A 13,480-nucleotide genomic window follows, 5' to 3' on the forward strand; every position below is an offset into this window, starting at 1 on the left:
GCACAGCTGGTACACAGCTCCGTCAGGGGCGCGGCACAGGTGTCGCGGCCACGATGGCGGGCATGATCACGAACGGGCAGGCCGCGCCGAGCCGGATCGAGCTGCTGCGCCCCGACGGCGAACCCGTCCGGGTGCTGGTGGTCGACGACGAGCCGACACTCACCGACCTGCTGTCGATGGCGCTGCGCTACGAGGGCTGGCAGGTGCGCAGCGCCGGCAACGGCATGGCGGCGTTGAGCACCGCACGGCAGTTCCAGCCGGACGCCGTGGTGCTCGACGTGATGCTGCCCGACCTGGACGGCTTCCAGGTGCTGCGCCGGCTGCGCGAGCACGCCCCCACCGTGCCGGTGCTCTTCCTGACCGCCCGCGACGCGGTCGAGGAGCGCATCGCCGGGCTCACCGTCGGTGGCGACGACTACGTCACCAAGCCGTTCAGCCTGGAGGAGGTGATCGCCCGACTGCGCGCGCTGTTGCGGCGCTCCGGCTTCGCGGTCGTCGCCCGGGAGGACGCGGTCCTCACCGTCGGTGACCTCAGCCTCGACGAGGACAGCCACGAGGTACGCCGCGACGGCCAACTGATCACTCTCACCGCGACGGAGTTCGAGCTGCTGCGCTTTCTGATGCGCAACCCCCGCCGGGTGTTGAGCAAGGCACAGATCCTCGATCGGGTGTGGAACTACGACTTCGGCGGTCAGGCCAACGTGGTGGAGCTGTACATCTCGTACCTACGCAAGAAGATCGACGCCGGCCGGGCACCGATGATTCACACGCTGCGCGGTGCGGGCTATGTCCTCAAGCCCGCCGAGTAGCCGCCGCCCGATGCGTGCCGCCCGCCGGTGGCTGGCCGGCCGCTCCCTGCGTACCCGATTGGTGTGTGCCCTGGTCGCGTTGCTGGCGTTGGTCAGCGTCGCCATCGGTGGCATCACCACCGTGGCGCTGCGGCACTTCCTGATCGACCGGCTCGACGCCCAACTGGCTCCCGCGACGGTCATGCGGGGCGAACGTCCGGGGCGGCCCGCCTTTCCCGGCAACGGACCCGCCATCCCACCCGGGTCGCCGGCCGGCACGGTGGTCGCAGTGATCACCAACGGTCAGGTGACGAGCGCGCGGACCCTGACCAGCAGCCCGTCCAGCGACGACCCGTTCCCCGACGAGCACGCCGTCCCGGTCGGGGAGGTCGCCACCCTGGCGGGCCTGCCGGTCGGCGCCGAACCACGCACCGTCGACCTCGGCGCCCGCGGTGACTACCGGGCCGTGGCCCGGCAGTACTGGGACGGCCGGGTACGCGTCGTCGCGATCCCTCTGGCCGGTGTGCAGGAGACCGTCCAGCGGCAACTCGCCGCGCAGGCCGGGGTGGCCGCCGTCGGGCTGCTCATCGCGTGCGCTGCCGGCGCGCTGATCGTGCGGGCCACGCTGCGCCCGCTCAACCGGGTGGCCGCCACCGCCACCCGCGTCACCGAGCTGCCCCTGGACCGTGGCGAGGTGGCGCTCGCCGTGCGGGTTCCGGCCGCCGACACCGACCCGCGAACCGAGGTCGGTCAGGTCGGCGCGGCACTGAACCGGATGCTGGGCCACGTCGCCGACGCGCTGTCCGCCCGGCAGGCCAGCGAGACCCGGGTACGCCAGTTCGTCGCCGACGCCAGCCACGAGTTGCGCACGCCCCTCGCGGCGATCCGCGGCTACGCGGAGGTGGCCCGGCGCGGCCGCGACGAGGTACCCGCCGACGTGGCCCACGCGCTGCGCCGGGTGGAGTCGGAGAGCACCCGGATGACCAGCCTCGTCGACGATCTGCTGCTGCTGGCCCGGTTGGACACCGGTCGGCCGCTCGCGGTGGGACCGGTCGACCTGACCGCCCTGGTGGTGGACGCGGTCAGCGACGCGCACGTCGCCGGCCCCGAACACCGCTGGCAGCTCGGTCTGCCCGAGGTGGCGATCCGGGTGCCCGGCGACGCCGCCCGGCTGCACCAGGTGGTGGCGAACCTTCTGGCCAATGCCCGTGTGCACACCCCGCCCGGCAGCACGGTCACCACCACGCTGGCCGTCGTCGGCGACAACGCCGTGCTCACCGTCGCCGACGACGGGCCCGGGGTGCCGGCCCAGTTGCAGCCGGAGATGTTCGAACGGTTCGCGCGCGGCGACAGCTCCCGGTCCCGGGCACACGGCAGCACCGGCCTCGGCCTGGCGATCGTCGCGGCGGTGGTGGAGGCCCACCACGGCACCGTCGAGGTGGACAGTCACCCCGGCCGGACGGTGTTCACCGTCCGGTTGCCCAATCCCACAGCTGACGTCTAGTCGGCGCACGGCGTCGCGCCGGCCGAGCCGCCGACGCTCAGCGGCCCAGCATCTGGGCGAGGACCTCGACGACGCGTCGGGTCTGGCGCCCGTCGGGGTCCTCGTCGGTGTTCAGGTCGGTCACGCTCATCCCGAGCAGCCGATCGGCGCGGGCCAGGGGGGTGACCAGCGCGATCAGGTCCGCCCAGCGCAGCCCGTCCGGCTCGGGGTAGGTCACCGCCGGCAGGTCGCGTGGGTCCACCACGTCCAGGTCGAGGTGCAGCCAGGCCGGCCCGTCCCCGCCGGCGGCCAGGGTGGCCCCGACGGCTCCGGCGCCCCGGCGCAGCAGCTCGACGGCGGGCATCTGGTGGATCGCCGGGTCGATCCGGGCCGCTTCGACCCGGCTGCTCTCGTCGGTGGGTGGGCGGTGCCCGAGCAGGTGTACGCGGTTCGGGTCGATCAGCGCGTCGTCCGGCCCGACGGCGGCGGCGGGGCCGTGCCCGGTGACCACCGACAGGTCCATGTCGGCGGCCTCACCGGTCGGCGAGGTCGCGCCGTCGAGGAAATCCGGGTGGGCGTCGACGAACCACAGCTCCGTCGTCGGGGGCAGCGCCCGGCAGATGCCGGGCAGGATCGCGCAGTCCCCGCCGAGCACCAGCGGCCGGTGGCCGTCGGAGATCAGCGCGGCGACCCGTGCGCTGATGGCCCCACTCGCCCCGGGCAGATCGGCGGCGCCGATCACCCCGCTCGCCGGATCCCGGGTCGAGTTGCGCAACCGCGCCTCGTCCACCTGCCCGTCGTCCTCGGCGGAGAGGGCGTCCAGCAGGCCGGCCCGGCGCAGCGCAGCCGGCGCCCGCTCCTCGCCGCGCCCGGCTCCGGAGGAGTCCAACGGCGCGTCAACCACCATCCAGCGCACGTCCGTAGCGTACCGACCGGGGCGGTGTCCCGGTCGCATTCTGTGGCGAGGCTGAGAGTCCGGCAATGTGCCCGCGACGCGGATGACGATCAGCGTACGGTGAGGAACAAGTCCGGCTTTCTGGGTCAAAAGCCTCATCGGTGTACGCCCGGGACCGGGGTCAGGACGGGCGAGGGCAAGGAGCGATCGGTGAGACATCTGGCCTACCTGGACGCGGGGTCCGGCAGCCTGATCGTGCAGGCGGTCGTCGGCGGGGTGGCCGGCGCCGCGGTGGCCGCCAAGCTCTACTGGCGACGTCTGGTCGACCGGTTCCGCCGGCAACCCACCGACCAGCGGTGAGCGGGCGGGTCCCGGCGATGGCGATCTCACCCACGGAGGTACGGCCCGAACCGGCCTCCTTCCGCGACCCGGCCAACCGCGTCTTCCACGTCGGCGACGAGGTGCTGCGCGGGCTGAACACGCAGGCCGCCGAGCACTGGCGGGCACTTGCCGACAGCACGTTCTTCCCAGCGTTCGTCGCCGCGCGCAAGGTCTGCGCGACCGAGGACGCCCCGTCGACACTGGTGCCCGCCGCGACCGGGACCCCGTGGGCCGCCGTGCTGCGCCACGAGCGCATCCCGTTCGTCTCCCACCCGTACGAGTGGTCGTTCAGCATGCTGCGCGACGCCGCCCTGCTGCACCTGGAGATCCTGCGCGCCGCGCTCACCGACGGCTTCACCACCAAGGACGGCTCGGCGTACAACCTGCAGTGGCGCGGCGCGGAGCCGGTCTTCATCGACATCGGCTCCTTCGAGCCGGTCCGCGACGGCGAGCCGTGGGCCGGTTACCGGCAGTTCTGCCAGACGGTGCTCTATCCGCTGATGCTGACCGCCCACCTCGGCGTCGACTTCCAGCCGTGGCTGCGCGCCCGGGTCGACGGCATCGAGGCCGACGAGCTTCGGCCGCTCTTCGGCGGGGCCCGCCGGCTGCGCCCCGGCGTGCTGACCCACCTGCACCTGCACGGCGCCATGCAGCACCGCAACGCCACCGCCAGCACCACCGAGGTACGCGACCAACTGCGGGCCGCCGGCTTCTCCCGGGAGTTGCTGTTCGCCACCGTCCGCGGCATGGAGAAACTGGTCCGCCGGCTGGACCATCGCGCGCCGGAGAGCCACTGGTCGGACTACCAGCGCACCTGCGGCTACTCCGCCCGGGACCGGGTGGCGAAGGAGCAGTTCGTGGCCGCCGCGGTGGCCGCCGGCAGCCGCCCCCGCCTCGTGCTCGACCTCGGTGCCAACGACGGACGGTACTCCCGGTTGGCGGTCGGACACGCCGACTACGTCGTCGCCGTCGAGCAGGACCCGGCCGTGGTCGACCAGCTGTACCGCAAGCTGCGCTCGGAGGGGCAGCGCCGCATCCTGCCGCTGGTGCTGGACCTGGCCGACCCGTCACCCGGTGGAGGCTGGCGGGGCGTCGAGCGGGCCGGCTTCGCCGAGCGGGCGTCCGCCGACGTGGTGCTCGCCCTGGCCGTGGTGCACCACCTGGCGATCGGGCGCAACGTGCCGTTGCCGGAGGTCATCGACTGGCTGGCCGGGCTGACCGTGCCCGGCGGCGCGGTGGTGGTGGAGTTCGTCGCGCCGGAAGATTCGATGGCAACTCGGCTGCTGGCCAACAAACCCGCAGGCCTCTTCCCGGACTACCGGCGCGACACCTTCGAGGCGTTGCTCGCCGCCCGCGGGCGGATCACCGACCGGCTGGAGCTGCCCTCGGGCACCCGCACGCTCTACCGGACGGTGATAGGTGGCTGAACCAGCCGCCGCCGGCCCGCCAGCCCCCGACGAGCCGCCGAACCCCGCCCGCGAGCGGTGGGACCGGGGTTGGCGGGGCGAGGTGGCCCGCCTGCTGGAAATGGTCGCGCTCGTCGGCCTGGTGGTCACCCAGCCACTGCTGGACGTGCTCGGCCGCAGCCCCGACTTCTTCCTCTTCCACCGCGCCGACACCGCCCAGATCCTGCTACTGGTCGCCCTGGTGGCAGTGGTGCCCACGACCGGGGTGGCACTGCTCGGCGCGCTCAGCCGACTCGCGGGCAGGACCGCCCGCGCCCTCACCCACACCGGGCTGGTCGGCCTGCTGCTCGCCGCCCTCGCCGTGCAGGTGGGCCGACACGTGACACCACTTCGGGGCGTACCGCTGCTGTGTGTCGCCGGTCTGGCCGGCGCGGCCGGCGCGGCCGCACACCGACGGTGGCGGGCCCCCAGCCGGGTGCTGCGACTGGCCGCCGCCGGACCGGTGGCCTTCGTGGCGCTCTTCCTGCTCGCCTCACCCACCTCGGCGGTGGTGCTCCCGCGCACCGACGGCGGGGCGGCCGGCACCGCACAGGGCACGGGCGTGCACCCGCCGGTGGTCATGCTGATCCTCGACGAACTGCCACTGGTCAGCCTGCTGGGCACCGACGGGCGGATCGACGCGGCAAAGTACCCACACTTCGCCGAACTGGCCGGCGGGTCGACCTGGTACCGCAACGCCACCGGCGTCAGCGGGTGGACACCCAACGCGCTGCCCGCGATGCTCACCGGCCGCTACCCGGCACGGCCGGTCGCCCCGCACTACTCGCAGTACCCGGACAACATCTTCACCGCCTTCGGCGGCCTCTACGACATCCGCGCCGAGGAGAGCATCACCCGGCTGTGCCCACCCAGCCGCTGCGAGCAGCCCGTCACCCCGGAACAGGGGCTCGACGTGCTGGTCCGCAAGACCGGAACACTGCTCCGCCAGATCACCGGGCCGACAGCCACCCAGGTCGACCCGGAGGACTCCTACCGGGAGCAGACCCGGGCCGAGGCCGGCCTGGACGCCGCCGAACCGGTGCCGGCCGACCCGACGTTCCGCTGGGACAGCCTGGACGACAACCAGCCCGCCCGGTTCACCACCTTCCTGGCCGGGCTGAAGCCGACGACCCGACCCACCCTGCACTTCCTGCACCTGCTGATGCCGCACTCACCATGGGCGTACCTGCCGTCCGGGGCGCGCTACGACGCACCGGAGGACCTGCCCAACGACGGTGCCGGCTGGATCGACCTGGCCCGCCAACGGCACCTCGCCCAACTCGGCTACACCGACCGGCTGGTCGGCGAAACCCTGCGGACACTGCGCGCCAGCGGCCTCTACGACCAGGCCCTCGTCGTGGTGACCGCCGACCACGGGGTCAGCTTCCACCCCGGGGCCCAGGGCCGGGGCATGGACGCGATCAAAGCCGCCGCCGGCGAGGTCGCCTGGGTGCCGACGTTCGTCAAGGAACCCCGGCAGCAGACCGGCCGGGTGGACGACCGCAACTGGGAACACGTCGACCTGCTGCCGACCGTGGCCGACGAAGCCAACATCCGGCTGCCCTGGCAGGTCGACGGCCGCTCCGCCCGGCAGGCCCCGCGCACCGACGCCACGAAACACTTCTACGACCGCCCCGGCGAACCGGTCACCTTCCCCGGCGGGGTGCCCACCCCACCGCCCCCGCCGACGCCACACCCCCTGATCGGCACCGAGGTGCGCGCCGGCCCGGCCGATGGCAGCGCCCGGGTCGCCGACCTGGCCGCGTTCAAGGCCATGGACCCGGACACCGGCACCCTCCCGGCGCTCATCTGGGGGGACGTCCCCGACCGGATCCCGGACGGCACACTCCTGGCGGTGGCCGTCAACGGCCGGATCGGGGCCGTCGTCCCGGTGGTGCCGGCTGACCCTGGCGGACGCCGGTTCGCCGCGCTGCTCGCCGACGACAAACTCTTCCACGCCGGCACCAACAAGCTCGACGTCTTCCAGGTCGGCACGGACGGTACGCTGCGACGACTCGCGCTGTCCTGACATGATTCCCGGTTCGTCCTGCCCTGGTCTTGGCCCCGGTCCAGTCTTCGTCCCGTTCCGCGGGACGTGGGGTTTCCCGGTGGCCCGGTCGGGAATCGGGTGACGCATACCTCACCGTCGAACCACGGCGGACGTTGTCCCCTGAGCCGCAATTACGGTAGAAGCGAAGGCAATTCAACGTAGATCTGCCGGCGAAGCGAGGAATTACATGACGGAAGTCAAGCTCGATCACCCCGGTGGGCAGCTGTCGATGCCGGTGCATCCTGCGGTCGAGGGCCCCGCCGGTATCGGGGTGAGCAAGCTGCTGAAAGAAACCGGGATGACAACGTACGACCCCGGTTTCGTCAACACCGCGGCTGCCTCATCCGCGATCACCTACATCGACGGCGATGCGGGGATCCTGCGTTACCGGGGATACCCGATCGAGCAGCTGGCCGAGAAGTCCTCCTTCCTGGAGGTCTCCTACCTGCTCATCTACGGTGAGCTGCCCACCGAGCAGCAGCTGACCGAGTTCACCGAGTGGATTCGGCGGCACTCGCTGCTGCACGAGGAGATGCGCCGCTTCTTCGACGGCTTCCCCCGGGACGCCCACCCGATGGCGGTGCTCTCGTCAGCGGTGAGCGCCCTGTCCACCTTCTACCAGGACAGCCTGGACCCGTTCGACTCCGAGCACGTGGAGATCTCGACGGTCCGGCTGATGGCGAAGGTGCCCACCATCGCCTCGTACGCGTACAAGAAGTCCATCGGGCAGCCGCTGCTGTACCCGGACAACTCGCTGGGGTACGTGGACAACCTCCTGCGGATGACCTTCGGCGTGCCGGCGGAACCGTACGAGGTCGACCCGGTGATGTCGAAGGTGCTGGACATGCTCTTCGTCCTGCACGCCGACCACGAGCAGAACTGCTCCACGTCGACCGTCCGCCTGGTCGGCTCCAGCAACGCCAACCTGTTCGCCTCGGTCTCCGCCGGTGTGAACGCGCTGTTCGGCCCGCTGCACGGCGGCGCCAACCAGGCGGTGCTGGAGATGCTCCAGCAGATCCACGCCGGCGACGGCGACGTCCGTTCCTTCGTCCGCAAGGTCAAGGACAAGCAGGACGGCGTCAAGCTGATGGGCTTCGGCCACCGGGTCTACAAGAACTACGACCCGCGGGCGGCGATCGTCAAGAAGGCCGCCCAGGACGTGCTCGGCCGGATGGCCAAGCCGGACCCGCTGCTGGACATCGCCATGGAGTTGGAGGAGATCGCCCTCGCCGACGACTTCTTCGTCTCCCGTCGGCTCTACCCGAACGTGGACTTCTACACCGGCCTGATCTACAAGGCCATGGGCTTCCCGACCAAGATGTTCACGGTGCTGTTCGCGCTCGGCCGGCTCCCCGGCTGGATCGCCCAGTGGCGCGAGATGATCAGCGACCCGGAGACCAAGATCGGCCGTCCGCGGCAGGTCTACGTCGGTGCTCCCGAGCGGGACTACGTCCCCTTCGCCGACCGCTGACCCGCTCTTCGCAACACCCGCAGGCCGCCGACCCGTTCCGGGTCGGCGGCCTGCCGCGTCCTCTACCGTCCGCACCCCGGTCCCTGTTCTCGACCGTGTAGAGCTGCCCCACGTATGGGGCGGCAGCGGCGGGGCGACGGGGGCCTGCCGCCCCATTTCTGGGGCAGGTCTACAGGGGCGCGAACAGGCCAGGCGTTGTGGCGCGCTCGACGTCACGCCATCCGGGCCGCGTTCGACGTTGGGATGTCTCGGTGCGGGCCGCGTTCGATGTCGAGGCCTCAGAAGGCGGAGATGTCCCGGGCTCGTTCGCTGCGGCTCAACGCGCTGATCAGCGCCGACTGGCCGTGCCGGCGGACGGCCAGTCGGATCAGCAGGTCGCGTACGGGGTCGAAGACGTCCACCGGGAACTCCGGCGTGGGTACGCCGATGCTCACCGCGAGGTCGTCGGAGTGCACGACGACCTCCAGTTGGCGCGTGAGCAGGAAGTCGGCGCGGCGCAGGGACCAGCCCTGCCACGGGATCGGCACGACGTCTAGGGCGGCGCCCCGCGACAGCAGGTCGGTGACCTTGGTGAGCGCGTCGGCCGAGCGGGCGTGCAGGTCCGCCGGTCCGTGTGCCGCGTCGGCCTCGTCGGGGCCGGAGGCCACCGAGTCCTTGTCCGGAGGCCCCTCGGTGACCCAGGCGGCCCGCTCGTAATGGTTGTCGGCCGACTCCAACACCGGCAGGTCGGTAGGCATCGGCAGTAGCTCCGCCGCGCGTACCGCCTGACGTCCCAGGTGGCACGCCAGGGCACCCACCGAGAGGTGTGGCAGCGCGCTCGGGCTCGGCCACTGCTCGGACACCTCGGGGCGTCGGATCAGGTCCAGCGCGATCGCGGCGGCGATCGGAAAGGCGGAATCCAGGGCGTCGACAGAACGAGACATCCGCACATCCTGGCAGGCGCGACCGGTCCGCGCCGAGGAGCGAGGCCCGGCGTGATCGACTCGGCTTCCAGGAAGTCGTGGGGTCCCCGGCACCGGGACACCACGACTTCGAGGAAACCGAGTCGATCAACCGCAAACGGGCCGGATCAGCGCAGCCCGGCGGCGGCGAGCAGGTTGCCCTCGGGGAGCACCGGGAGGGCGCGGCCCTGGGCCATGCGCTGCTCGGTGCGCTGGGCGGTGAACGTGGCGTCGGTGGCGATGGCGGCGGCGTAGCTGGCGGCGGTGCGTTGGGCGATCGCCGCCCAGCCGTACTGGTCGTTGACCATCCGGCGGGCACGGCGGGCCATGACGCGGGCACGGTCGGGATCCGACAGCAGCGCGTCGACGGCGTCGGTGAGGCCGTCGGGGTCGTGCGGGCGGAAGGTCATCCCGGTCACGCCCGGCTCGACGATCTCGGCGAGGCCGCCGGTGGCGGCGACGGCGAGGGGTGCGCCGGCGGCGGCGCCCTCCAGGGCCACCATGCCGAACGGTTCGTAGATGCTCGGCACGGCGAAGCAGTCGGATGCGGCCATCAGCGCCGGCAGGTCGTTGCCGCCGAGGAAGCCCGGCATGGTGACCATGCCGCCCAGGCCGCGGCGGTGCACCTCGGCCTCCAGTTCGGCGCGGTACGGGCCGTCGCCGGCGATCACGGCACGCAGGCCAGGGTGCCGCTCACGCAGCCGGGGCAGCGCGGCGATCAGGTGCTGGACGCCCTTCTCGTACACGAGTCGGCCGGCGAAGGTGACCAGCGGGCCGTCCCCGGCGAACCGGGCGCGGGCGGCGGCCACGGCGCTCGCCGGCACGCGCCAGCGGTGCGGCTCCACGCCGTTGGCGACCACGTCGACCCGTCCGGCCGGTACGCCGAACAGTGCGTTCACCTCGTCGCGCATGTACCCGGAGCAGACGATCACCCGGCCGGATTCGTTGCTGAGCCACTGCTCGACGCCGTGGATGGTGCGGTTCATCTCCTCGGGCAGCCAACCCTGGTGCCGCCCGGCCTCGGTGGCGTGGATCGTGCTGACCAGCGGGATGTCCAGGTGGTCGCGCAACGTCATCGCGGTGTGGGCGACGAGCCAGTCGTGGGCGTGGATGACGTCGTAGGTGCCGGCCTGGGTGGCGCGTAGGGCGGTGCGGGTGAGGGTGTGGTTGAAGGCCATGGTCCAGGCCAGCAGTGAGTCGGTGGCGAGGGGGAAGGTGACCGGGTCCTCGGGGGCGCGCAGGATGCGGACGCCGTCGGCGTACTCCTCCAGGGGTGCGCCCTCGGAGTGGCGGGTGACGACGGTGACTTCGTGGCCGGCGGCGGCGAGGGCGACGGAGAGGGCGTGCACGTGTCGGCCGAGGCCGCCGACGAGCACCGGCGGGTACTCCCAGGACAGCATGAGGATGCGGCGGGTCTGCGGGGGCACCCCGGGGCCCGACTGCGTCGGCGAGGGCGTGCCGGGCTGCACGCCAAGACCGGGGCCGGGCTGCGCGGGGGGCCGGGAGGTCAGGGTGGGCCGGTGGGCCCGGTCCTTGGTGGCAGCGAGCTGCTCATCGACCCGCAGGGTCGTCACATCAATCTCCGTCCATGCATGGTGGTACGCGCCGGCGTCAGTGGCGGCGGAGCGAGAGGTGTAAGGGGTGGCCGAGGGCCTGGTGGGCACGCGCGGACGCTTGCCCCCGGTCAAGGAAAGTGCATCGAGCCCAAGAACGCACCTCGAATAGGGCCATCGTGACGGAGGACACCTGAAGGGTGTAGCGCCCATCAGACAGGTGGTTTTCGGCCGTGGCCTGAAAGGATGGATTGGCGTGCCCGGGGCGGGGGCAATACCCCGCGTGCGCGCGGGCGGTCTCTGCCGGTGCGCTCGTGGCGCGGTGTGCACACGACCATGGTCTGAAGGAGCGACATGCAGGTCTGGCCGGGCGAGCGGTACCCCCTGGGCGCCACCTACGACGGGATGGGCACCAACTTCGCCATCTTCTCCGAGGTGGCCGACCGGATCGAGCTCTGCCTGTTCGACGAGTGGGACACCGGCGCGGAGCGCCGCGTCGAGTTGCGCGAGGTGGACGCCTACGTGTGGCACGCGTACCTGCCGGGCATCGAGCCGGGGCAGCGTTACGGCTACCGGGTGTACGGCCCGTACGACCAGGCGAACGGGCTGCGCTGCAACCCTCACAAGCTGCTGATCGACCCGTATGCGAAGGCCATCGACGGTGACGTCACGTGGGACCCGGCGGTCTACGACTACGACCTGGCGGAGCCGGAGCGGATGTCGGAGGCCGACTCGGCGCCGTTCATGCCGAAGTCGGTGGTCGTCAATCCGTACTTCGACTGGGGCAACGACAAACCGCCGCGCACCCCTTACCACCACTCGGTGATCTACGAGGCGCACGTACGCGGGCTGACCATGCGCCACCCGGACATCCCGGAGGAGTTGCGCGGCACGTACGCGGGCATCGCCTCCCCGCCGATGATCGAATATCTGACCCAGCTCGGGGTGACCGCGATCGAGTTGATGCCGGTGCACCAGTTCATCCACGACAACCGTCTGGTGGATCTGGGGCTGCGCAACTACTGGGGTTACAACACCATCGGTTTCTTCGCCCCGCACCACGGCTACTCCGCGCTGGGTCGCACCGGTCAGCAGGTGCAGGAGTTCCGGGGCATGGTCAAGGCGCTGCACGCGGCCGGCATCGAGGTCATTCTCGACGTGGTCTACAACCACACCGCCGAGGGCAACCACCTCGGGCCGGCGCTGAGCTTCAAGGGCGTGGACGCGCCCAGCTACTACCGGCTCAGCGAGGAGGACCGCCGCTACTTCGTCGACTACACGGGCACCGGCAACAGCCTCAACGTGCGCAGCCCGCACTCGCTGCAACTGATCATGGATTCGCTGCGCTACTGGGTGACCGAGATGCACGTCGACGGTTTCCGCTTCGACCTGGCCGCCACCCTGGCCCGCGAGTTCTACGAGGTGGACCGGCTGTCCACCTTCTTCGAGGTGGTGCAGCAGGACCCGGTGGTCAGCCAGGTCAAGCTGATCGCCGAGCCGTGGGACGTCGGCCCGGGCGGCTACCAGGTGGGCAACTTCCCGCCGCTGTGGACGGAGTGGAACGGCAAGTACCGCGACACGGTGCGCGACTTCTGGCGCGGCGAGCCGGCCACCCTCGCCGAGTTCGCGTCGCGGATCTCCGGCTCGGCCGACCTCTACCAGGACGACGGCCGCCGCCCGTTCCACAGCATCAACTTCGTCACCGTGCACGACGGGTTCACGCTGAACGACCTGGTGTCCTACAACGACAAGCACAACGAGGCCAACGGCGAGGACAACCGGGACGGCGAGAGTCACAACCGCTCCTGGAACTGCGGTGTCGAGGGTGACACCGACGACGAGGCGGTGCTCGCCCTGCGGGCCAAGCAGCGGCGCAACTTCCTCGCCACGTTGATGCTGTCGCAGGGGGTGCCGATGATCGGCCACGGCGACGAGTTGGGCCGCACCCAGCACGGCAACAACAACGTCTACTGCCAGGACAGCGAGCTGGCCTGGGTCGACTGGGACAACGTCGACCAGCAGCTGCTGGAGTTCGTCCAGACGCTCACCGCGTTCCGCAAACGGCACCAGGTGTTCCGCCGCCGCCGGTTCTTCACCGGCCTGCCGGTGAACGGGCGCGGCATCGACGAGCCGCTGCCCGACCTGGCCTGGCACACCCCCGACGGGCGGGAGATGACCGGCGAGGACTGGGGCAACGACTTCGGCCGCTCGGTGGCGCTCTTCGTCAACGGCGAGGGCATCCGCGAACGCGGCCAGTACGGCCAGCGCCACCACGACACCTCGTTCCTGCTCTGCTTCAACGCCCACGACGCACCGCTGGACTTCACCATGCCCGGCAGCGAGTACGGCCAGAAGTGGGAACGGGTGATCAGCACGGCCGAACCCGAGCCGGACGACGCCACGGTGATCAGCGCGGGTGGCACGATCCGGGTGCCGGACCGCTCCCTGGTGGTGCTGGAGAGGATGAACTGAC

10 protein-coding genes are annotated in these 13,480 nt (G+C 71.5%); 7 read left to right on the plus strand and 3 right to left on the minus strand.

From position 1 onward, the window contains the following. Positions 1-62 precede the first annotated feature (62 nt). Both JOD64_RS29995 and JOD64_RS30000 read left to right on the plus strand, forming a co-directional pair. On the plus strand, positions 63-809 hold the full coding sequence (locus JOD64_RS29995) for a response regulator transcription factor (protein WP_204945345.1): 747 nt from the start codon (positions 63-65) through the stop codon (positions 807-809). Next, positions 787-2,292 (plus strand): sensor histidine kinase, encoded by a 1,506-nt coding sequence (locus JOD64_RS30000; protein ID WP_204945346.1) that lies wholly within the window; start codon positions 787-789, stop codon positions 2,290-2,292. Before JOD64_RS29995 ends, JOD64_RS30000 begins: the two co-directional genes overlap by 23 nt. 37 nt (positions 2,293-2,329) lie before the next feature. Here the strand turns inward: JOD64_RS30000 and JOD64_RS30005 are convergent, their stop codons facing one another. Further along, complete coding sequence (locus tag JOD64_RS30005) at positions 2,330-3,178, minus strand: arginase family protein (protein ID WP_239561908.1); 849 nt, start codon at positions 3,176-3,178, stop codon at positions 2,330-2,332. A 198-nt stretch (positions 3,179-3,376) separates the two neighbouring features. On the opposite strand from JOD64_RS30005, the gene JOD64_RS30010 reads away from it, so the two are divergent. The 4 genes from JOD64_RS30010 to JOD64_RS30025 all read left to right on the plus strand — a co-directional run bounded on the left by JOD64_RS30010 (position 3,377) and on the right by JOD64_RS30025 (position 8,513). After that, positions 3,377-3,526, plus strand: a complete 150-nt coding sequence (locus JOD64_RS30010; RefSeq protein WP_179778832.1) for a hypothetical protein — start codon at positions 3,377-3,379, stop codon at positions 3,524-3,526. A gap of 17 nt (positions 3,527-3,543) precedes the next feature. Next, a complete protein-coding gene (locus JOD64_RS30015; RefSeq protein ID WP_204946324.1) occupies positions 3,544-4,974 on the plus strand; it encodes a class I SAM-dependent methyltransferase in 1,431 nt (476 codons plus the stop codon). Continuing rightward, positions 4,967-7,021, plus strand: coding sequence for a sulfatase-like hydrolase/transferase (locus tag JOD64_RS30020; protein WP_307813813.1), 2,055 nt, complete (start codon positions 4,967-4,969; stop codon positions 7,019-7,021). The genes JOD64_RS30015 and JOD64_RS30020 overlap by 8 nt, the downstream gene beginning before the upstream one ends. 208 nt (positions 7,022-7,229) lie before the next feature. Next, entirely contained in the window at positions 7,230-8,513 is a 1,284-nt protein-coding gene (locus JOD64_RS30025) for a citrate synthase (RefSeq protein ID WP_204945348.1), read from the plus strand. A 278-nt stretch (positions 8,514-8,791) separates the two neighbouring features. On the opposite strand, the gene JOD64_RS30030 is transcribed toward JOD64_RS30025, so the two are convergent. Beyond that, the gene (locus JOD64_RS30030; RefSeq protein ID WP_204945349.1) at positions 8,792-9,436 is read right to left on the minus strand and encodes a maleylpyruvate isomerase N-terminal domain-containing protein; all 645 of its coding nucleotides are present in this window, start codon (positions 9,434-9,436) and stop codon (positions 8,792-8,794) included. 146 nt (positions 9,437-9,582) lie between these two features. Next, on the minus strand, positions 9,583-11,028 hold the full coding sequence (locus tag JOD64_RS30035; RefSeq protein ID WP_204945350.1) for a glycosyltransferase family 4 protein: 1,446 nt from the start codon (positions 11,026-11,028) through the stop codon (positions 9,583-9,585). Positions 11,029-11,361: 333 nt separating this feature from the next. Between JOD64_RS30035 and glgX the strand changes: the two genes are divergently transcribed. Further along, a complete protein-coding gene (gene glgX, locus JOD64_RS30040) occupies positions 11,362-13,479 on the plus strand; it encodes a glycogen debranching protein GlgX (protein ID WP_204945351.1) in 2,118 nt (705 codons plus the stop codon). Position 13,480: the final 1 nt, after the last annotated feature.

It is taken from the genome of Micromonospora luteifusca, from assembly GCF_016907275.1.
Lineage (GTDB): Bacteria > Actinomycetota > Actinomycetes > Mycobacteriales > Micromonosporaceae > Micromonospora > Micromonospora luteifusca.

What these genes read in the sequence shown, in the direction of transcription:
- JOD64_RS30000 (WP_204945346.1), top strand. Translation starts at nt 787, where the DNA reads ATGTCCTCAAGCCCGCCGAGTAGCCGCCGCCCGATGCGTGCCGCCCGC.
- JOD64_RS30025 (WP_204945348.1), top strand. Translation starts at nt 7,230, where the DNA reads ATGACGGAAGTCAAGCTCGATCACCCCGGTGGGCAGCTGTCGATGCCG.
- JOD64_RS30030 (WP_204945349.1), bottom strand. Translation starts at nt 9,436, where the DNA reads ATGTCTCGTTCTGTCGACGCCCTGGATTCCGCCTTTCCGATCGCCGCC.
- JOD64_RS30015 (WP_204946324.1), top strand. Translation starts at nt 3,544, where the DNA reads ATGGCGATCTCACCCACGGAGGTACGGCCCGAACCGGCCTCCTTCCGC.
- glgX (WP_204945351.1), top strand. Translation starts at nt 11,362, where the DNA reads ATGCAGGTCTGGCCGGGCGAGCGGTACCCCCTGGGCGCCACCTACGAC.
- JOD64_RS30005 (WP_239561908.1), bottom strand. Translation starts at nt 3,178, where the DNA reads ATGGTGGTTGACGCGCCGTTGGACTCCTCCGGAGCCGGGCGCGGCGAG.
- JOD64_RS29995 (WP_204945345.1), top strand. Translation starts at nt 63, where the DNA reads ATGATCACGAACGGGCAGGCCGCGCCGAGCCGGATCGAGCTGCTGCGC.